Origin of the sequence: Enterococcus gallinarum, from assembly GCF_021496385.1 — a bacterium.
GTDB lineage: Bacteria > Bacillota > Bacilli > Lactobacillales > Enterococcaceae > Enterococcus_D > Enterococcus_D gallinarum.
Genome location: NZ_CP050816.1, coordinates 439,574 through 460,656 on the forward strand (window position 1 = coordinate 439,574; position 21,083 = coordinate 460,656).

At 36.6% G+C, this 21,083-nt stretch carries 24 protein-coding genes and 1 pseudogene; 1 reads left to right on the plus strand and 24 read right to left on the minus strand.

Annotated features, from left to right (window positions below; genetic code table 11):
- Nucleotides 1–59: 59 nt before the first annotated feature.
- The 9 genes and pseudogenes from tnpA to HED61_RS02120 all read right to left on the minus strand — a co-directional run bounded on the left by tnpA (nt 60) and on the right by HED61_RS02120 (nt 7,216).
- Nucleotides 60–512: an IS200/IS605 family transposase gene (gene tnpA / locus HED61_RS02085; RefSeq protein ID WP_103300663.1), complete on the minus strand. Its 453-nt coding sequence runs from the start codon at nt 510–512 to the stop codon at nt 60–62.
- A 247-nt stretch (nt 513–759) separates the two neighbouring features.
- Nucleotides 760–1,002: pseudogene (locus HED61_RS02090) on the minus strand (hypothetical protein).
- Nucleotides 1,003–1,318: 316 nt separating this feature from the next.
- Nucleotides 1,319–3,553 (minus strand): KAP family P-loop NTPase fold protein, encoded by a 2,235-nt coding sequence (locus HED61_RS02095; protein WP_171917799.1) that lies wholly within the window; start codon nt 3,551–3,553, stop codon nt 1,319–1,321.
- Between the two features lie 85 nt (nt 3,554–3,638).
- Nucleotides 3,639–4,331, minus strand: coding sequence for a Fic family protein (locus HED61_RS02100; protein ID WP_219645374.1), 693 nt, complete (start codon nt 4,329–4,331; stop codon nt 3,639–3,641).
- Between the two features lie 48 nt (nt 4,332–4,379).
- Complete coding sequence (locus tag HED61_RS02105; RefSeq protein ID WP_171917801.1) at nt 4,380–4,979, minus strand: tyrosine-type recombinase/integrase; 600 nt, start codon at nt 4,977–4,979, stop codon at nt 4,380–4,382.
- A 190-nt stretch (nt 4,980–5,169) separates the two neighbouring features.
- Nucleotides 5,170–5,685, minus strand: coding sequence for a (4Fe-4S)-binding protein (locus HED61_RS02110; protein WP_219645375.1), 516 nt, complete (start codon nt 5,683–5,685; stop codon nt 5,170–5,172).
- Complete coding sequence (locus tag HED61_RS02115; protein ID WP_171917803.1) at nt 5,686–6,213, minus strand: YfbU family protein; 528 nt, start codon at nt 6,211–6,213, stop codon at nt 5,686–5,688.
- A 365-nt stretch (nt 6,214–6,578) separates the two neighbouring features.
- The gene (locus HED61_RS16890) at nt 6,579–6,701 is read right to left on the minus strand and encodes a hypothetical protein (RefSeq protein ID WP_255199839.1); all 123 of its coding nucleotides are present in this window, start codon (nt 6,699–6,701) and stop codon (nt 6,579–6,581) included.
- 17 nt (nt 6,702–6,718) lie between these two features.
- Nucleotides 6,719–7,216 (minus strand): hypothetical protein, encoded by a 498-nt coding sequence (locus HED61_RS02120; protein ID WP_219645398.1) that lies wholly within the window; start codon nt 7,214–7,216, stop codon nt 6,719–6,721.
- A gap of 426 nt (nt 7,217–7,642) precedes the next feature.
- Here HED61_RS02120 and HED61_RS02125 point away from each other — a divergent pair, with 426 nt between their 5' ends.
- Nucleotides 7,643–8,596 (plus strand): GNAT family N-acetyltransferase, encoded by a 954-nt coding sequence (locus HED61_RS02125; protein WP_103300676.1) that lies wholly within the window; start codon nt 7,643–7,645, stop codon nt 8,594–8,596.
- A gap of 561 nt (nt 8,597–9,157) precedes the next feature.
- Here the strand turns inward: HED61_RS02125 and HED61_RS02130 are convergent.
- The 15 genes from HED61_RS02130 to HED61_RS02200 all read right to left on the minus strand — a co-directional run bounded on the left by HED61_RS02130 (nt 9,158) and on the right by HED61_RS02200 (nt 21,083).
- Nucleotides 9,158–9,484 carry a hypothetical protein gene (locus HED61_RS02130; protein ID WP_103300677.1) on the minus strand — a complete coding sequence of 109 codons (327 nt, stop codon included), beginning with the start codon at nt 9,482–9,484 and terminating at the stop codon, nt 9,158–9,160.
- A gap of 278 nt (nt 9,485–9,762) precedes the next feature.
- Nucleotides 9,763–10,137: a hypothetical protein gene (locus tag HED61_RS02135; protein WP_219645376.1), complete on the minus strand. Its 375-nt coding sequence runs from the start codon at nt 10,135–10,137 to the stop codon at nt 9,763–9,765.
- Nucleotides 10,138–10,277: 140 nt separating this feature from the next.
- Nucleotides 10,278–10,664, minus strand: coding sequence for a DUF6075 family protein (locus HED61_RS02140; RefSeq protein ID WP_113848978.1), 387 nt, complete (start codon nt 10,662–10,664; stop codon nt 10,278–10,280).
- Between the two features lie 400 nt (nt 10,665–11,064).
- The gene (gene fliS / locus HED61_RS02145; protein ID WP_081131817.1) at nt 11,065–11,439 is read right to left on the minus strand and encodes a flagellar export chaperone FliS; all 375 of its coding nucleotides are present in this window, start codon (nt 11,437–11,439) and stop codon (nt 11,065–11,067) included.
- Between the two features lie 13 nt (nt 11,440–11,452).
- A complete protein-coding gene (locus HED61_RS02150; RefSeq protein WP_219645377.1) occupies nt 11,453–11,782 on the minus strand; it encodes a hypothetical protein in 330 nt (109 codons plus the stop codon).
- A 34-nt stretch (nt 11,783–11,816) separates the two neighbouring features.
- Nucleotides 11,817–13,232, minus strand: coding sequence for a flagellar filament capping protein FliD (gene fliD, locus HED61_RS02155; protein WP_219645378.1), 1,416 nt, complete (start codon nt 13,230–13,232; stop codon nt 11,817–11,819).
- Nucleotides 13,233–13,570: 338 nt separating this feature from the next.
- Entirely contained in the window at nt 13,571–14,656 is a 1,086-nt protein-coding gene (locus tag HED61_RS02160; RefSeq protein ID WP_138371416.1) for a flagellin N-terminal helical domain-containing protein, read from the minus strand.
- 399 nt (nt 14,657–15,055) lie between these two features.
- On the minus strand, nt 15,056–15,976 hold the full coding sequence (gene flgL, locus HED61_RS02165; protein WP_103300683.1) for a flagellar hook-associated protein FlgL: 921 nt from the start codon (nt 15,974–15,976) through the stop codon (nt 15,056–15,058).
- Nucleotides 15,977–15,980: 4 nt separating this feature from the next.
- The gene (gene flgK / locus HED61_RS02170; RefSeq protein WP_081131822.1) at nt 15,981–17,495 is read right to left on the minus strand and encodes a flagellar hook-associated protein FlgK; all 1,515 of its coding nucleotides are present in this window, start codon (nt 17,493–17,495) and stop codon (nt 15,981–15,983) included.
- A gap of 11 nt (nt 17,496–17,506) precedes the next feature.
- Nucleotides 17,507–17,863, minus strand: a complete 357-nt coding sequence (locus HED61_RS02175) for a hypothetical protein (RefSeq protein ID WP_081131823.1) — start codon at nt 17,861–17,863, stop codon at nt 17,507–17,509.
- Nucleotides 17,864–18,139: a flagellar biosynthesis anti-sigma factor FlgM gene (gene flgM / locus HED61_RS02180; RefSeq protein ID WP_060813663.1), complete on the minus strand. Its 276-nt coding sequence runs from the start codon at nt 18,137–18,139 to the stop codon at nt 17,864–17,866.
- Nucleotides 18,140–18,238: 99 nt separating this feature from the next.
- Nucleotides 18,239–19,282, minus strand: coding sequence for a flagellar motor switch phosphatase FliY (fliY, locus tag HED61_RS02185; protein ID WP_081131824.1), 1,044 nt, complete (start codon nt 19,280–19,282; stop codon nt 18,239–18,241).
- Nucleotides 19,279–20,289: a flagellar motor switch protein FliM gene (gene fliM / locus HED61_RS02190; RefSeq protein ID WP_081131825.1), complete on the minus strand. Its 1,011-nt coding sequence runs from the start codon at nt 20,287–20,289 to the stop codon at nt 19,279–19,281. The genes fliY and fliM overlap by 4 nt, the downstream gene beginning before the upstream one ends.
- An 18-nt stretch (nt 20,290–20,307) precedes the next feature.
- Nucleotides 20,308–20,700 carry a chemotaxis protein CheW gene (locus HED61_RS02195; protein WP_081131826.1) on the minus strand — a complete coding sequence of 131 codons (393 nt, stop codon included), beginning with the start codon at nt 20,698–20,700 and terminating at the stop codon, nt 20,308–20,310.
- A 20-nt stretch (nt 20,701–20,720) separates the two neighbouring features.
- Nucleotides 20,721–21,083 carry a response regulator gene (locus HED61_RS02200; RefSeq protein WP_060813667.1) on the minus strand — a complete coding sequence of 121 codons (363 nt, stop codon included), beginning with the start codon at nt 21,081–21,083 and terminating at the stop codon, nt 20,721–20,723.

The following is a 21,083-nucleotide window of genomic DNA, read 5'->3' on the forward strand; positions in this document are numbered from 1 at the left end:
GCCCCTTAAAAGGGGCTTTTAAAATGACCACCACCGCTCACAGCCCTATCTCTTTTTAACTATTTAAATGGATCTACATACTCTTGTTTACTTATACTATCCCTTATTCTATCATCTGCTTCTTGTTCTCTAATATATTTCTCAATTGTTTTTTGATTTAACCCAACCGTACTTACGTAGTATCCTTTGGACCAAAAGCTTTTATTCCCATACTTATATTTCAAATTCGCATGTTTTTCATGGATTAAGGTTGCACTTCGTCCTTTTAAGTAGCCCATAAAACTAGAAATACTAATCTTTGGCGGTATTCTTATTAACAGTTGAATGTGGTCAGGCATTGCATGAGCTTCAATGATTTCAACGTCTTTCATCTCACACAATTTTCTTAATATCTGGCCAATACTTACTCTTAATTTTCCATAAATCACTTTTCTTCGATACTTCGGAGTGAAGACGATGTGAACCTTACAATTCCATCTCGTATGTGCTAAACTTTTATCGTCGTTAGACATAAAAAAATCCTTTCGATCTGATATGCGGTTGGTAGCCACTATTAGTATATCGAAAGGATTTTTTTATCGCTAAAGCTATTTCGTCCACGCGTAGAAACGCGCGGTTTTTTTGTTTCGTACGCTACGCGAACGAAACTGACTAAAGTCAAGAATAAAATAATATATTATCTATTTTAGATATTAATGGATATATTTTTTTGTAAAACCTTTCAAAAATAATATAAGCATTCTTAAATAAAAAAGCATTTCATTCCAAATGATTTGCTTTTTTGCTACCATCATGTTTAATTTTTTCTAGAATCACTTCGAAAGTTTCAAAGGTATCTATATCAAGCTGGCACAACCAAAGTAAGTATTTCTTTTCCTTATAAGTCCAATCGATCGCAGGGTAGGAGGTCAACAAATCATTGTATCTCGCTCTTTGCTCACTTGAAGCTAGTTACCAGCGTTTCTCAAATATCTTTTTTTCTTTCCATTTGTAGTCCTCCAACAAAGAGTGCTACCCAAAACTTCATCAATGGGAGCGCAAAGTCTAATTATGCAAATCTAATAATACTATAGCAAACCGTTTAGAAAATTTCCAGAAGAGGAAAATCTATACGAATTTATATATTTTAATCTTTGCCAGTAACCAAATATCCACTTTTTATAGTTTACATAAATAAACATCTATTTTTAAAAATATTGATGTACCAGCTACAAAAACAATTAAATTTGTATAATATATCTTATGCAAACTAAAAAATAGAATTTTTATAATTCTAAATCCTATTTTTTCTTTTAAACATAATACAGATATAGCAATTTCATATTTTTTCCTTATCAAAAATATCTGTAGATTGCTCATATAAATATATGAATTGGCTTGCAAGTGCTGTACGAAAAGCATCCGTATGCTCATTTCCGACTTTAGACAGACTATCTACATTACCCCTTGAATCATATTCTTCTTCAAATGAAATTACTTGATCTTTTTCAATATTACTCAATTGCTTGTACTCTTCGCTAGTTATGATCAATTCATATAAAAAATCTGGTTCCACAAAACCGCTAACAAACTTAAAAATACTCTGATCTAAATCAAGTCTATGATACTTGTTACTTCCAATAGCAGTTGATTTACTCAAAAACTGTGATATGAAATCCAAAGCCTGATCACCTGTCTTCACATTTCTTTTTATATATTCTGAAATATCCTCTTGCTTCCCAACTTCTTTCCAATAGCGATAAATGTGACTAGATTTATCTATTGCGTCAATAGGTATTTTATTTTCTTTAGAAAGATTAAGTATAATTTCCAGAACGCGTTCTTTATAGATATTTATTTCTTCTTCCTTTAAATGAATTTTTTGTCTATCATTATCTTTCTTAGAGTAAATAAAGAAATTTTCAATAAGTAGAACAAAAGTTTCAAAATGATTCCGGTGAAGTGTGTGATTCAACAAAGCAATATAGTCTTCTAACTTATTAGTCGAAGGCTCTAAAATATTGTCAATCTGGAAAATAAGGGATTCTAATAGGCTAAATCTAAATCCATAAGAATTATTTTTATCTGGGAAATTATCCACTAAATCTAATAAAATTTTACACAGTTCTTGTCTATCTCTAATAGCGTCCTTATTGTCTACAATAATACTTAGTACGATATCAAAGTTACCACGGTTTACTAAATTAAATATTTCTGTTCTGAGGTCTTCCTTTTCTGTTTCAAGCAAGATTTTGATGATTTTTTTATGTGATATTCCCTCTTCTTCATCAAGTGATGCAAAATATAGATCAAAATAGTTTTCTGATGCAATACGTTGTTGACGCCTCAATTCTTCTACATTAATACTATATTGGTTATTGCATATGTCATAAATAATTGGAAATAGTTTTTGAATCAACTGAGTTTTTTCATCGGTGATATTTTTAAAAACATTATCAAAATCCATTTTTCTTGTTTTATTATCTTTATCCATAAAATATCTGTCAGCTTGGGAAGATTTAACTAGAAGTTCTCGATTTAATCTAATTTTTTCATATAGAGATTCATCAAAAACTCGAATAAGTTCTATTACAATAGTATCTACAACATTAATCTCTCCGTCTATTAAAGGAAGTTTAAATCGAAGTACATTCAAAATCTTATTTATGTCTCGAGGCGATGTAATGTACTTATTAGCACTGTAGTAGTAAATTCTTTGAAATCTCTGTACTTCTCCTTCAGTAAGAGTAATCTTGAACTCTTGAAGTAATTGGTCAAGTTTTACCAACATAATTTTATCTAATTTACTTTGAGTAAGTGCAGGAAGATTGATTGGAATCTGGATAAGTTTCTCAAGAAATTCATCCCCATTACTTTTTTTAGGAATCACTTCTTCAAGTGCAGAGCATACATACCTTTTATCGAAAGGAAGAATATAAGTTATCCCCCCATAATTAGCTATCGTGTTAATTGACCTTAATATATCAATAATTTGTCTTCCCTCAAGTCTATCCAAGTCATCAATAAAGACAACAACTTTCTTATCACCTACAATTTCTTCCACACGTTTGCGCGCTTTTTCTATATTGTCACTTGATGATAATAGTTGTCCAAAATAACTTACCGTACTTATGATCTTACCGGAGGATATTTTCGTTTCTTTATGTCCCCCTCCATTTAAATCTAAGCTAGTTTCTAAATCGAAAGGAAATTCTGCGTTAGACGTTTTAGACAAAAGTCTTCCTAAACGAGATCGTTTTGTCCTAGCAGTTTTCCCTGAAATCTTGCGTGAAACTTGATCGAGGATATCCCATAAAATATCTTCATATTCTCCCCCAAGTGCCCATGCACTTAAATAAACACCATAAAAATTTTCTTTATGATTTAAACTTTCTAGGATCATATTTACAGTAGATGTTTTTCCAAGCCCCCATTTAGCATAAAGTCCAATCACATAATTTTCTTTTTCCTCAAAGTTTGACAAAATATTTATAAAGTCAGCTACAAAAATACTACGATTATATTCATCATTAGCTTTTTTTAATACGGGTTGATCTGAATGATACTTACTCATATCAGTTTCATACTCCTTATTATTAATTTTCATTTATTATCTTTGATGCATAATAATTTGAAACTCTCAATCAATTAAAAAGGCTTCAATAGTTGATTCCAAAAACACATTTTTCATACATAAATGATAATATTTTTGATTCGTCACTAATTTGTTTGCTATTATAATACATAGATAACAGGTCGTTAAATTTTTCGAACACAATTTCAGGAATAGACAACAAGCCTAAACCATGATCAAACATAATTTTATTTGCTGTTAATAATGCTGTTCGCTTATTACCATCCCAAAAAATTTGATTTTTTGATATAAACAGAAACAGTCTTAATGCTTTTTCCGTGTCAGATATATCTTGTATCAATATCTTGCCATATTGATTCTTTACCTCATCTTCAGTTAACATTGGTGGCACATATCTTCCTTGAATAGTCGATACTTCTACTCCACCAGTCCGAATTTCCCCAGGAAAAAGGGCATCTTCCGCTGCAACTATCCGATTAATCCGCTTACTTGTCTCTACTAGGGGCTCCTGTATGTCATTTAAAAGCATTTCAAAGCCTCTTTTTAAGTTAACGACGGTCAGGACATCATCTACAGCCACATTATTGGCCCGATTATACTTAATAATCTCTTCTGTTTGTAATATCGTTGTATTCAATCCTTCAAATTTCCCCGCATTATACACCAGTTCCACAATGTTTTTCTTCAATAAATACACAGACTCTTTGCGAGATAAGTGGTATTTATCAGGAAAGTTATGTTGCTTTTCTTCGTTCATTTTCTCACCTCTTGAATTTTTCCTTCTGTTATATAGGGCGTTATTCTGTCATAGATCTAAACTCTTTACTGCGGTATCTTTGTCTTCCTGGGTGATTCCAATATAGCGTAAGGTCTCCCGTTGTGAAGAATGGTTAAGCAGCGACTGAATGATTTCTGTTTTGGTTCCTTGCTTGTACAAAAAATAGCCGAAGGTCTTGCGCATCGAATGGGGACCAATTTCTTTCAACCCAACCGCCGTTCCTGCTTCATGAATGATTCGCCAAAGGCTTTGTCGGGTCAAAGGCGTATCTGCTCCTTTTCGACTTGGAAACAAACATTTGCTGAAGTCTTGTACTTGCAGCTGCTCAGGAAATTCGGATTGAACATAATCAAGAATCACTTTTCGCAATTTGTTAGAAATGAAGACCGAATTATGTTTGGCCGTTTTTTGTTCCTTCATGGCCAGACGTTCTTTGACAATCACTCGCCCACGGGAAATTTCTAACACGTCACTTAATTTCAACTGTCTTAAATCGGAAATTCGATACGCTGTATTGATCCCGATCGAAAAAAGCACTAAATTTCGTTGTCCATATTTTCCGGAAGCCAAAATTGCTTTCATGGCATCGATCTTTTTTTTGTCGCGAATCGGTTCCACGTTCTTCATTTTTAGTCCCCCTCTCAAATGTTACTTAATATGATTATAACAGATAATAAGTCACATTTAAACAAGCTATAGAAAAAAGGCCCTAAAAGAAAAGTGATTTCCTCTTAGAGCCTCTAAGGATTGAGCGATTTTAACGAATGAGACACAACCAGCTTGTGTCTCATTGGCATTGTAATAAAAACAATGCATTCTACTTAATAGAATCAGTTGTCTCTTTTATAGTTGAAATCTGTTGTGAAATCAAAATCTGAAGATTCTTTACAGTATTTATTCTCTTATCTTGGTCAGCAGTTTCAATTTCCGTTAATTCTTTTTCAAATAAGCTAAAATTAAACCCTTTTAGTCCTGGCAAATGTGATCTATCACGAATATTGAGTAGGCTTTTTCTAATTTCTGGAATAATTTTTCTTGGAGCGATACCATTAAAATTAATTTCATCATCGTTCTTTAACAAATCTTCAAGTTTAGATCTCATACTCTTTAATTCAGTTTCGATAGAGGAGTATTCTTGGATCCAGCCTTTTTCACGACTTAATCTTATCAACTCTTTCTTTGCATTCTCTACAATTTCTTTAGTATCTTCTTTACTCTTTTCAGCTCTTACTTCACTTTTTTTGCTTGCAACTTTAAATCTATAGTTGACAATAGAAAAAAAGATACTGGCAATGACGGCAATAAGATTCAACAAAGTATCTACTTTATCCATTTACTCACCTAAGATTCTATTTATAAGATCTACAGAAAGATTGCCAAACTGATAATCTGATAAGGTTTTTACTACTTTGTAATTAGATAAATATTTTTTATAAGTGTTTGCCATTAGTTGATGACTATTGAAACCTTCAAATTCTTTATCCTCTACTAACTCAGGGAATCGATCTAACTTCTCAATAAAAAACTTAGCATAAAATGCTAATTTTATTTCTTTGGGATCATTATAATCAAACCCTCGGAAATAAGTAGCATGTAGTTTAATATTCTGATTGTCAGACGAGTTCAGGTTTTGCTTGCTAAAATTGATATCTCTATACATGCTCAATACATCAAGTACAAATCGAGAATCCTCTTCAGGCAATGGATCAGAGAGTTCATTCCAAATTTCATCATCGTAATGATACTCGTAACCTTCTCTCAATATTTCGATTTTTCTTTCATAATAAGATCTGTTTTGGTCATCAAATTTAGCCAATAACTCAAATTGATTTACTAGTGATAATCTCTGAAATTTATCCATAAATTTTTCTTCCTCTCTTGTTCGTCAATAAGAACCTAACTTTTGGAAACTAAAATATAGGCCATTACACCCTGTATTATATATTAAATCTAATTGTAGGTGAACACGGATTTTATAATTATTTATGGTGTTAATGGCGAATGATACCCGTCTCCTTTTTATACCTTCCGAACTCTTTGCTAATATATTAAAATTTCACCAACTATTTCTGACCTAATTAATTGAGCTACTGGAGAAGCCATGAAACGAGCAAACAAAAAAGGATCAAAAACTATTAAGTTTCTGACCCCTTTAAAGAATTGTCAAAAGAAATAGAGAAAATAAAAGACACAGATTAATGTGTCTTTTTTTAAGAAAGATATTCTTTAATGCTTCTTGTCATTATTCTTTTTTATTTGATCTTTCATCCAATTGCCTTCAACAACTGTTCCCCATGCTGCAAAACCAATCGAAATAAGCGCAATTAAAATTACTATGATATCTTTCATGATTTTCCCTACTTTCTTTATCGACCGTAACAAACGGCACTAGCTGAAACAGTCTTGTAGCTCCATTTACCTTTTAGTGTAATATGCTGCTTCGTTTTCATCTTGTAGGAAGTTTTGTTGTTAACACTTCCATATTTAGCAATCACAGCTTTTCTTTGAGCTTGACCAACAACAAAATAAGGGGACATAGCGCTTCCTTTAACCCAAAAATAACTAGTAACCCAATAACCTACTTCGCCATCCCATACTTTTTGGCCTTCGGCCCACTTCGTTCCCGCAGCTGCCCGTAAAAATGGATTCTCGTTTCGCATATAAAAGGAATCAATTTCTGAGATTACTTGATCAATGTTTTCCATATTTTCAAAATCATCTGGAATGCCAGCATCTGTATCGTATAAATTTTCTTCTTCAACAACATTTTGACTTTCTGCAGCTACTGCCACAGAAGTAGAAAATACTAAAAAAGTCCCTGCAGCAACAATTGACAATAAGTATTTACTTAGATTTGTTTTCATTGACTCATCATTCTTGATATAATAATAGTGTTTTAATACATTATTATTATATCATGATTGTATAAATAAGATTCTTACATTATTGTAACTCTAAGTCTTTAAAAAATCTTTCATAATGATCGCCGCATATGTTGTAATTCTCACTATCTTCATCCTTTCAGTTATTTTTTCTAATAGTTGACTTATTTGCTAAAATATTTTTGCATTTGCTCTCCAATCCAACGCCCCATGTTCACAGGTACTGCATTCCCAATTTGTCTATATGCGTGATTTTCTGGACACTAACCCACAATATAGAAAGGGGTTTCAAAAAAAAGGGAAAGTACTGTAGAATTAATTAAAAGAAGAACACGGAGGATAACTATATGGGCAGACCAACTTTTTTTGTTAAATAATTTCATATTATTTAATAAGGAGAAAAAATTTATGAGCTTAATAACATTAAAACCTTCAATAGCCGTTGAAAAAAATGCTCTCAATTGCATCTTTGAAGAGGCAAAGCCACATTTCAACAATGTGGAAGGTCGTGATCCCATACCCCCTCTAGAAAATATCGAAAGCATAATCCCTGAACTTTCGAATGACGATTGTCATTGTTTGAGTATTTTTTATTTAAATACGATAATTGGGTATTTATGGGTATTTGAAGACTATCCATCAAGTATGTATATTCTTCATTTCTATATAAGTAAGAGATATAGAAACTGTGGATTTGGTAAACTTGCTATAAGAGAATTGGAGAATCTTTATGCTGAAAAACAACTAAAAAAAGCAGAGCTTGTTGTATCGACCAATAACTACGTAGGTTTAAAATTTTGGAAATCCACGGGTTTCGATAAGATAATAAACATCTATAACGTAAATCAAATAGAAACAAATTCTGTTGAAATTGAACTTCAAAAAAAACTTACAAATGAAACTGAAGACTGGATTCATTTACTTCCAGTGAATGAAAAGAATTCTTTCTTAGGAAATAATGTAGTTGTTACCAGTGAACAGGTACATTCAAATTTAGTTTTATCAATCCCAGAGGCAATTCAATCCGCTTTTATGACTGAATATGCAGAACCTTATTTCATTTGTTTGAATAATGAAGTCATTGGCTACGCTGCGCTTGTGTTTGATCAATCGATTCCCAATGATGAAGATCGATATTGGCTATGGCAATTTACCATTGATAAGTCGTATCAAAATAAGGGATACGGAACAAAAGCATTGGAAATCATTGTTGAACAGTTTAGAAGCAAATCCGTTCCAGTCATTACTTTATCGACAAAATCAGATAACGACAATGCATTACGCTTATATAAGAAATTTGGATTTACTTTAACTGGTGAAACAAACGGTGATGAGGTTATTTTAAAGAAATATATTAACTAGAAAAAAGGATCAATCCTCGTTTATTGGGATTGATCTTTTTGCAAATAAAGCGAAAAATATTTTTATCACTACACGAAATTACATAGATTTTTTACCATCTAGAAAATAAAATTATTGCCATTTAAAAAGAAAAATGACAGGAAAAACAGACTAGCAAGGTATACTCTGATGTCCTAATAAGAATTTGTAATACGCCGGAACTAAATTTTAATCAGATTAACACACTAACTTGAACAATTTAATTACAACTTGGTTGGCACACTCATTAGGTACTACCAAGATTTGGCTGCAAGTAATTAGTAAATTAAAAACCTCTTGAACATGCAAGAGGCTTTTTGCTATTTATTCATTTTTATAATATCCATGTTACACTCATTCAAAAGATCTAGAATCTACCATAATACGGAAATGAAATAATAAGATAGGACAATCAATATGAACAGCAGTAACATTAAACCTACATACAACCAATTTTTTTTGGAATAGTTGGGTTCTTTATCTGCCCTTTTTCCTGCAACCCATTTCCATAGATCAAAGTTATTCATATTCTCAGACTCCTTCTCAGATTCCAGTTGAATAATGTCCGATATACTGAGCTCCGCCGACATAGCTTACACGTTCTAAATGACCAATGTACATATGAGTTGAGTATACAGCTGAAGGATATTGTCCAGGAGGAAATAATATACTGAACTTAAAAACCTGAACACGAGCTTGGATACCACCTTGCTCCCCAAATTCTATGATTTTTGGCTCGGTTATTTCTCTATCGCTACTACTAACAATGACATTTTCCGAAGCGCTAACCGATTGACCCAAAGTGTTAAATGAAGTAATTCCAAAAAGGACCATTACAAAGCAAGAAATCCATTTACCTTTTCTACTCATATTTACTCAACTCTCAATACAGTATTTTTACACTGTCACCATAACATGAAAGCGCTATAATTTCAAAATTAAACTAAAAATTGTAAAATAATTTATAAGTTAAATCTACTATTCTCTTTTGAGATAATAATTTAAAATCCAAAAGAGAAATAGCTAAATTAAAAAGAGCCTGTTAAAGAATTTGTGGATATAAATAAAAATAAGACACCCAAACAGTCTGAGTCTCTTATTTTTATTTCTTGATAAAATATTTTATGAAAGCCAAGCTACTTTACTATTTAATTAGACCCAATCATACTATCTTTCTTGCTTACCTTCTTTAGTATCACTTGACTAGTATCACCACTATTCTTGTCTGATACAAACATCGTATATGTATCTGATCCATCCAAATTTTCCCCCATGTCGAGTTTGATATGCTTGTCATCTACAAGCAGGTATTTCTTATTTGAATTATCAATATCGTTATATTCCCCCTTGTGAGTTGAGATTTCTCCATCATTCGGTAGTGTTACTTCATCATCTTTTACTGATAGGCTATAATTATTTCCAAAATCGTCTTCTCCTTCATAATACCCAGTGAAACCACTTGGTCTAAAAAAGAAAAAAGCTGCTAAAACTACTGTTAAAACACCTGCTAATGCTACTATCAATTTTATATATTTTTTTCCATAAAAAATTACACCTTTTCAAATGTTTGAGATAATTAAAAAATTTGAGAAAACACACTATTTTTCAAAGTTATTTAAGAATAACAATGGCCCTTTAGTTTTTTATAAATGTACTTCCAAAACTAATAAAACTTCAGTCTCACATCGATCGCATTTTTCGCAAGCTTGTAACCCACCTCATCAACTCCAGAAAATATTTCCAAAGGAGAAATGTAGTATTTCTTCCCATCCTCAAACTCATAGAAATCCATGTTGGTAAATAAGTTATAAGCTAGAGCAATCAATCGTTGCTCCCCACCCGAAAGTGTTCCAGAAAACCACACTTCACTATTAATCAATCTTTGATCAAAATTGATTAGTGAGTGACGTTTGTTAAAAAGCTTTTCATTGCCTGTAACAATAAAGGAAAGGCTCGTCCAATATGGATCCCGAAGATCCTCAAACCCTAATTCTTCCATCATGTAACTAAATTTTGCCATATGATCCTTGTTTAAAAATAATTCTTTCACTATATATCCTCCTCAAACGTTTCTTATTTTAATCATATGATTTCCTCCAAGTAAATATCCACCCGTGAAGACGATGTGATACTTACAATTCCATCTCGTATGTGCTAAACTTTTATCGTCGTTAGACGTAAAAAAACTCCTTTCGATCTGATATGCGGTTGGTAGCCATTATTAGTATATCGAAAGGTTTTTTTTTATCGCTAAATCTATTTCGTCCACGCGTAGAAACGCGCGTTTTTTTTGTTTCGTACGCTACGCGAAAGAAACTGACTAAAGTCAATAAATAAAAAAGTCGCAAACCCAATGTTTGCGACTTTGCCCGGCTGAAAACAGCATGTCGTTGTTTTTTCTATATACATACTTGCTTTTGCTACCGTCAGCAAGCTGGTGGTAGACTTGATCAAGCAGATTGGGTAATGACCTGCCAACTTTCTAATAACTCGCTCAGCAGTTCCGCAACAGCTTGGGCAGGAGCCACTTCTTTTTTGATATTGGCTTCAATCAGCTGCTGATACATGTATTCATACAACGTTGCAAGACCTTCAGCAATCTCACCGCCTTGTTTTTCGTCTAACGACGTACGCAGCTCCAACAAAATATTTTGTGTTTTTATAAAGTATTCATGGGCTTTTGCTAGTTCTTGTTTTTCAATCGCTAACTGGGCCAACTTGATATTCTTGATTGCTGCCTGCAAAAGCATTTCGATCAATTTGTTAGGAGACGCGCTCATCACTTGATTCTTTAAATAATTTGATTGCATTTGCTGATAATTCATTTTCTTTCCCTCACTAATAGTCGAATTCGACAAATCCAGCAACATCTTCCTGTTGCAGATAGGTTTTTACCAAATTATTTTGTCGATTCAAACGTCCCAGTTCTTGTTTGATCAGTGTTTGTTGTGCTTGCACTTGTGTAAGAAATGTTTGATACGCAGCCACGACCTTTTCAACTAGGGCTTGTGTCTGTTTTGTGCGATTCGGACTATCTGTCAGAGTTGCTAAAAGCTCAGCATTGGTTTCCAGCAGTACTTCTGCTTGCTCCACTTCACCGTTCCAATCCGTCAACCCTTGTAAAATCCGTGTTAATCGTTCGTCCAGTGTAGGCAGGCTATTTTCCATTCCACTCTTCCTCTCTTACTCTGATTGTCCAGAATTATTTAGATGAGAATTGACTAGCTAAGTATTCTAACTGGCTCTCAGCTTGCATCATTGCTTCATCAAGTTTGGTAAACATCGTGATATACCGATCTCTTTTCATCTCTAAAATCTTGTCAAAACGTGTGATTTGCTTGTTCAGATCTTTGATGGTGGAATCATAGGTGGCTGATTTTGTAGCGATGACCCCTTTATTGGTAGAAGTATTAACAACATAACTATTGACTAACTCCTTGATCGCTAATGTATAGCCAGATTCTGTCGTTGATGTGGTCCCGTCGCTGTCTTTGCTTTTGGTCTTTTCATAAAAGAAATCTTTGATCGCTGAAGGATCTTCTTCTAAAGCTTTCTTAAATTTCTCACTATCAAAGCCTAAAGTGCCGTTATTGTCGATTGTCGAAATTCCCAGATCATTCGGTTTTAGATCTGAACCTTTGACAGAAGGGATCGTGATCAAATTACGTAATTGGGTTTGAAGCCGAGTCAGCGCAGTATCCCCAGCCAACGCACCCGTCTTGTTGTTTTCACTGCTAGGATCACCAACAGATAGATTTTCACCAATAAAGCTCATTAAGCTGTTGTATTGATCAACTAATCCTTGTACCGCATCTACCAATTTGGAAGTGTCGTTGGTCAAAGATACTTTTACGGATTCGTCGCTGACCTTGGATAGCGTCAGTGTTGCACCATCGATTACGTCGCTGACCGTGTTGCTGTCACGAGTGATCTCCATACCGTCTAACTCAAAAATAGCTGATTGCCCTTGCGTCGTTTTCGCAGTGGAACCGATCCCTATACTTTCTGCAACATCACCAGAGATAGTAAAATTTTTGTCCCCCATTTTAGTATTGGTCAATACTAACTGGTTATCGATAATATTGGCACTCACAGAGGAATTTTTGCTTTGTTTATTGATTTTATCTGCAATGTCTTTTAGTGAGTCTTCACTAGTGATCTCAATGTCTACCGTGATAGGATTGCCGTCTTTATCTACTTCGGAACTTGTCAAAGAAAGCGTGCCTTCGACATTCAATGCAGCTTTGCTATTATCAGTAACTTTCGTTCCTGTTACTTTAGTAGCAGTAGCTAACTGCTTTACCTTTAGATCGTAGGAACCTTCCAATGCTTCGGCTGTTCCTGAGATAGACGCTATCCCACTGTTTGACGACGCTGCTTTCTTCGTTTGAAATGCCTCGTCTTTTTGCAGGGCATCGATTTTGTTCAAAAAGTTGGTCAAACGAGTGCTGATGTCGCTCCAGGCAGTCTTTTGCGAGTTGATGGTTTTGATTTGATTCTGGGCGCGGGTTTTATTAATGGCATCTGCTGCCAATAAACTTTCGATATCTTCTGCAGTGATCCCCGAATAACTCCCTAATGTCGTACTGATTCCTGAAGCACTTGTAATACTTGCCATTTCCTCATCCCTTTCTAGTGCGCAACCTTTCAAAGACTTCAGAGATCTATTCTCTAAAGTCTTCAATTACGCTGATCATCTGTTGCACCATAGTGGCGGGCTTTCCAACAAGTTGTTCACTTTTCCTGATTTGGACGATATTCTTCAAAAGCTGTGGTGCAGACAACAGCGACCATCCAGTCAACTAGCGTTTCACACTGGACCAGCTCTGTGAATTTGCTTGTTTGGTGCCTCTTGATTATGTGAGCGGTCATCCAGCGACCGATGTTCTTAGTGGTGCTATGTAAAGCCAAGGACCTTGCTTCCCCGTCTGGTCCTTGGCTGTGATTTCCCCAAAATTATTGAAGTAAGCTCAATACGCTGTTTGGCATTGAATTTGCTTGTGCCAACATAGAAGTTGCTGCTTGAGAAAGGATGTTGCTCTTAGTAAAGCTCATCATTTCTTGCGCCATGTCAACGTCACGGATACGTGAGTTTGCTTCAGAAAGGTTTTCTTGCGTTGTACCCAAGTTGTTGATTGTGTGTTCTAGACGGTTTTGAGCCGCACCTAGGTCCGCACGTTGTGCAGAAACAGTTTTGATGGCTTCATCGATTTTGCTGACTGTGCTGTTTTTAGAAGCTTCTTCAACTTCTGTCTTAGCCGTTGCGATAGCTGTTTGGCCATTAGTAGAAGCTTTAAAAGTTTCTAAAGCTGCATCATATGTTTTTTGTGCTGCTGCTTTTGCAGTATCATCAGCCGCATTTTCAATTGCATCTTTAAGTTCTGCAGCTGTTTTACCAGCTGTTGTATCAACTTTACCGTCAGCATCGTACTTATCTGAATTAGCTGCATCTAAAAAGGCCGTTTCAACTTTTTTAGCAATTTCAGATTCAGCATCTTTTGCTTCCTCAAGTTTTAAAGCGTCTACGCCTAATGCCTTAGCACCCATGTCACCGATTTTTACACTCATCGTTTGGTTTGCATTGGCACCGATTTGGAAGATGAAAGAAGCTTTTTCACCACTTTCTCCACCTTTTAATAAACTCTTAGTATTGAATTCTGTTGTTGTGCTGATACGATCGATTTCGTCAGACAAAGCAGAAAACTCTTTTGAGATTGCTTCGCGGTCATCTGTACTCAAAGTTCCGTTTGAACTTTGAACTGCTAAGTCACGCATACGGCCTAAGATGCTGTGGGTTTCATTCAATGCACCTTCAGCTGTTTGGATCAATGAGATACCATCTTGTGCATTGCTTTTCGCTTGAGACAATCCACCGATTTGGCCTTTCATTTTTTCAGAGATAGCTAGTCCAGCAGCATCGTCGCCGGCTTTGTTGATACGCATACCTGAAGATAGTTTTGATAAAGAGTTGCTTTTAGAAGCATTTGCTGCTGTTAAACGAGAGTAAGTGTTTAACGCAGACACGTTTGTATTGATTCTCATTTGATTATTCCTCCTAATTTTTCGCTAAGGTTTCCCTCTGTTTATATGTATCGGAAGAAAAAACCGTTAGTTAAGATAGGGAAATAAAAAAAATCAAAAAAAATTTATGCTCCGTATAAACAGCTGCTCTTGAACAAGAGAAACCCACGTTCATTCTTGGTAAACGACAGGATCTAAGAAATCATCTTCTATTGCTCCAGCTATCGTGAGAGTGATTCTTATCCAATCTGGCAATAAAACTGCTATAGTCAACCATCAAAAAAACATCTTAAACAAAAAACTCTACTTAGCTATTCGTAAATTGCAGCGGAGCATAGCCGCCTGCAACTTCCTTTTCTAAGTAGAGTCCATAGAGTTTGTTGTTCCTCTCTTGCATCTTGCGGTGACATCTATAAACGATTATCTAACGTAATCAAGGATCGTCAACTGCATGATTTTTGTTCCCATCGCCAATGTACTTTGGTAAGCAGTCATTTGATTAGAAAACTCCATATACTTTTCCACAAAATCAATATCTTGTTTGTTGGAAAGCGTCTCTGTCAAATTCAGTTTCTCTGTTTCATTACGATCTGAGGCAGCTTCTAGCCGATTGTACAAAGCGCCGATCTGAGAACGCACATTCACAAAATGATTGGCATACTCATCATGGGCTTCCAGCAGTTTGCCCCCCAAAGCTTCTTTGTCATCAGTACGCAATGCAGACAATAAATCATTGAAATACGTACTTAAATTTTCCGGATCTGACTCTGTTCCGGTTTCCTTCATTAGACGACTGCCGTCGGATAGTAAATCGACAGAAACACCATTCGCGATTTCTCGCGGCAAGTCTTTGCTAGTCCCATTGTATTTGATCCCAACGATTTCGCCATCTTCTTTTACGATTTCAAATGGCGGGGTCGTCGTACTGGTACCGCCAAAGATATATCGGCCATCGTAATTGGTATTTAGCGCTTCTACGATCCCTTCGATTTCTTCTTCAATCTCTGCTTTATTGGCCTTTAACTCATCATCACCATTCGTACCATTGGCAGAAGATTGGATCAACGAACGGATTCGCAGCATCGATTTGCTGACATTGTCTAATGTTGAATCTTGAACTTTTGACCAAGAAATACTGTCTTTGATCGTACTGCCAAATGTTGCGTTCTGATTGATAGATCCAGTTAGATTCATGATTTTAGAGATCAGCAATGGGTTCTCTGATGATTTGCTGACTTCTTTCAGACTAGATAACTGGTTAAGTGTCTTGTGAACATTCGAGGCGTTAGTGCCTAAATTACGAATAAAATCACTATAAGTAATATTATTTGAAATACGCATTTATCTATACTCCTGTCCGATTGATCAAGGTATCCAGCATCTCCGAAACCACAGAAATGATTCGTGCATTTGCCTGGAAGCCTTGTTGAAACCTTATCACGTCAGACATTTCTTCATTGATCGAAACCCCTGAAACGGATTGATTTCTATATTCTAATTGATTTAGCAGTGATAGCTGAGCGCTAGCAGTATTATCTGCTTGCTGTTTTGAGATCCCGTTCTTCGTGACGATACTATTGAAGTAACTGTCACACGTCATACCTGAACCATCTGTTTTGAAGGTAAGTGTATCGGGATCAAAAGAAGCCATCGTTTCATCTGACAGCGGAAAATCCAATTTTGCATTGCGAAGCTTCGCAATCGCTGCTGCTCTTGAACCATCTCCAGATTCACCTGTTTTACCGGCTTGCAATAAGCTAGGATTATCAATGATACTTTGAGAGACTTTGATCGTACCGGCAGTATCTTCTCCGAATTCAAAGAGACCGGAAGTACTGGATTTTCCATCTGTAAAGATCATATTGACTGCTTTGGCAATGGTTGTGGCAAAATTGTTCAATTCGCTTAAGCGACTGTCAATCTCAGTGACCGAAACTTGCAGACCCCCGATCGATCCTTCTTTGATCGGCAACTCCTCGTAGTTTGTTTGGCCGTCTTCTGTTGGCTTATTGATCAAAATCGTTCCGGGAGGGTAATCCCCACTGATTGTCTCCCGTGGATTCAAGCTGTTACCGTCTTTGGAAACGATGGTTCCTTGCTCGTTTTTACCCATCACTACACTGATCGTATTGCGTTCGTCTGCATTTAGGATCGTTTGGCCGCCAATCGCTACATAGCCACGGCCATATTGGTCAAATGTCGTTTCGATCGGTGCCAAGCTTGAAATATCTTTGAGTAGATTGTCCCGCAGATCCAGTAAGTCATTGGAGGTTTGTCCGTCAGTTGCTAAGGCATAGATCTGTTCATTCAATGATTCTAGCTGTTTGATTTTTTCATTGAAATCCAATGCAGATTTTTCAATGTCATCTACCGTGTCACCTTGCAATTTTTTCATTTGCGAAGACATTTGGTTGATAATGTCAGCCAGGGTACTGCTGTTTTCGAGGACTAGACTTTTGGCCGTTTCTAATTCGGGATTGTTGGCTAGCGCAGTCCAAGAGTCAAACATCGTAGACAGCTGTTTCGATAAACCATTATCTGAAGGCTCATTTAAGATACCTTCCAATTGGCCAAGGATATCTGCTTTTTGTTCATAGTATGTATATTTGGAATTGGCATTTCGTACTTGCCCAATCACAAAATCATCAACAACGCGCTGCACACTGCTAACCTTGACCCCTGTACCGATCGTACCTGCTCCTGGTAGATAGTAAGGTTGCTGAGTCTGTAGATTGACACGTTGCCGTGAATACCCGTCTGTATTCGTATTGGCGATATTATGGCTGCTCGTTTGTAGTGCTACTTGGTTTGCGCTCATACCGCCAGTAGCGGTCCCAAGTGATCCGAATAATCCTGTCATAAAAGTTCTCCTTAAATTTTTTGGTCAATGATCGCTGTCTGAACAGTGGCCTTTTCCGTATATTTCGAATACGTATTTGCTGCCGGCTGGATGTTGTCTTTAACGGCATCCATCAATGTTTTTTGGTAGCTGAGGGCTTGTTCAGTCAATAAGAGATTTTCTTGCTGTTGTCTTTGGATTTGTTGGATCAATTCACGACATTTGTCTGTCAGATTGCCTTCATAAGATTCGATGACTGGGACAAATCCTTCTTTTTTCTCTACCAGCTCGATCAGTTTTTCACCTTGGCCCTTGATCAAATACTCTTTCTCTTTGACCAAAAGTCGAAAAAAACGTTGTAATTGTCGTTCAAATTCACGTTCTGTCATCTAATCCGCCTTCTTTACATCGCTAGCAAGCATTTTAGTGGCAATTGCTTCTGCTGATACTTGATAAGTGCCATCTTTGATGGATTGTTTTAATGCAGCGACACGATCAGCACGGCTCGCTTCGTTACCGCCACTGTTTTTGATCGTTTGCGCTGTTTTTGACAATTGGACGTCAACCTTTTTTTCGGCAGCGGTTTGCTCTGCTTTGGTTGGCTTGATTGTTTCTCGTTGGATGGCTTTGTCGCTATACTCTGCATAACCTCTTGCGATTTTCATGAGAGTTCCTCCATTCTCGGTGCTTCTTCTATTTTATACTATCGGATAAAAAGAAAAAAAGTTAAACCTTTTTGTTTAACTTTTTCTAAGAAGATTCACTTAACTCAAGTTATGAATCCGTTGCTTTTGGGACAAGATATTGGTGATCCGGACACCAAAGTTCTCATTGATGACGACAACTTCTCCTTTAGCGATCAATTTCCCGTTCAACAATATTTCTAACGGTTCATCTGTCAGTTTGTCCAATTCGATGACCGATCCAGCATTGAAAGATAAAATTTCTTTGACTGTTTTTTTGCTGCGTCCCAAAACAACACTTAGATCCAATGGCACGTCTAAAATCAAATCCAGATTATCGCCATCTGTGGTTGGTGTTGCATTTAATGGCTGGAATGCTGGTTGACTGACTTCCACTTGCGGTTGGTTAACCGCAGGTTCTGGTTTTGCTTCTACAGCGGGCTGCGGTTTTGCCGGTGTTTCCCGTTCCACAACTGTTGCTTGATCTGCTAACATCGCGGCTACGATATCATTGACGACTGGATCGCTAAAAACTTGCATGATCTCACTCTCGATCGCACCTTCCACACTTAGTGAGAATGAAATACAGTAAATTTCTTCTTCCTTAACTGCCTCGTATTCCAGAGCTTCTGATTCGCTCCATAGTTTGACGATCGGTGGTAAAATATCCACTTTGCGATTGATCATCGTTGCCATCGAGGTAGATGCGGTACCGATCATTTGGTTCATTGCTTCGGCAACAGCACTTAGCTCTAGTTCTGTGAATTGAGTACTTGTTGTTTCACCTGTGCCTCCCATCATCAAATCTGCAATGATGATTGCATCTTTGACTTCCAAGAGCATCAAATTGCTGCCGACAAGTCCTTCTTTAAACTCAACAATCGTGGCCACTTTCGGTGCCACTAGATCATCTAAAATCGTTTGAAGTTTGACTCTGACAACTCTAGGCGTTGTAATGCTGACACGGCGATTCAAGATCGACGATAAGGTCGTTGCCGCTTGGGACATCGAAATATTCCCGACTTCTCCGATAATATCAACTTTTACTTGTTCATCTACATTTTGCTGAGAGGTATCGTGATTCATCAATGCATCGATCTCTGATTGGCTAAAACTTTCGCTCATTCTTCTTGCTCCTCTTCTAACTTGTCTAATAATTCAATGGCTAGCTTATCTCCCTGCTTGCCAGGTTTCGCGCGATAAAACGGTTTTCCATCAACAAAGGTCTCTAATGGTTCCGTGATCTTTTTATCTAATTTGATGACATCCCCGACTTCTAAATGAATGAAGTCTGACAAACTCATCTGGGCATATCCTAACAAAGCTTCCAGATTTAACGCGACTCCATTCAAACTTTTTTGCAGCTCGCGGCTATCCTCAGAACTGGCTGGTTGATTGCTGTCGAACCAATTACGAAAACTTAGTTTATCAATGATTCCTTCAAAGAAGACATAAGGAACACATAAGTTGATAAAACTCTTGGTTTCGAAAATTTTCAATGTGAAGGTCACCAACACAACAGGTTCATTGGGTGACATATTTTGCAGCAACTGCGGATTAGTATCCAACCCATCCAAGACTGAATCTAACTTGACGATATCTTGCCAGACACTTTCATAGACCCGTACGAATAGTTTGACTACTTCTTCCAGAATGGCTGTTTCAATATCCGTGAAATTCGTCTTGTCTTCTAAATCAATCTCTGATTGTTTGCTTTGATACGCATCCAATCCTCCACATAATAGTTCCACCATCAACATGCACAGTTGAGGGTTCATCTCGATGAATTGAATCCCATTTAGCGGTTGAGAACGAAAGAGTCCTAACAACGTAAACTTAGGGATCGAATGGATAAATTCATCGTAACTTACTTGTTCGATAGCAGCCAACTGCAAAGTTACGTTGGTACGCAATTGGGTAGACAGCATACTGCTGCTCATTTTAGAAAAGTCTTCAAAGATCATGTGCAGGGTATTGACGTACTCTTTGGATAACTTTGTTGGTCTGCGAAAGTCGTAGGCTTTTACTTTTGTCTGCTTGTCTTCTTCATTCATTACCTCTTTATCGATCTCTCCTGTGCTCATCGCATTCAGTAAGAGATCTATTTCTTGCTGCGTCAATACCTGATCCACACTAATCCCCCATTTTTCTTAAAAAATCAACTGATCAATTTTGATCACACTTGCTACTTTATCTGACAATGATACGACACCAATGGCATGACTGCTGCCTTCTTGATCACTCAATTGCAGATCTGACTCTTGTAATTCCAGCACTTCGATGACTTCTTCGACTAAAACGCCCTTGCGATCATCGCCTTGCTTCATGATCAAAACATTCCGATCCTCTGCAGAACTTGATACTGCGATCAATTTCGAAAGCCGAATCACTGTCAAAACGGTCCCTCGCAAGTTGATCAAGCCTTCGACCCATTCAGGCGCTAATGGGACTTTAGTGATTTCTGGTGCATCGATAACTTCCTCAACCGATTCAGCAGAAATCAGATAATGTTGCTGCGCCATTTTAAAAAGAATCATTTGCATCTCAACACATCCTCTGAAGTCTAAGCAAAAGCTTTATCAATAGACGCGATCACTCGATCGGTATCAAATGGTTTCACGATGAAATCCATTGCTCCTGCTCGAATAGCATCCATAACCATACCTTGTTGACCCATGGCACTACACATGATCACTTTCGCTGATGGATCAGACGAACGAATCATTTTCAACGCTTCTAAGCCATCTACTTCTGGCATTGTAATATCCATTGTTACTAGATCGGGTGCAGTGGCTTGGTATTTTTCATAAGCTTCTTTCCCATTTTGTGCTTCTCCGACTACTTCATAGCCGTTTTTTTCAAGAATATCTTTTAATTTCATGCGCATAAACACCGCATCATCGACGATTAATACTTTTTTTGACAT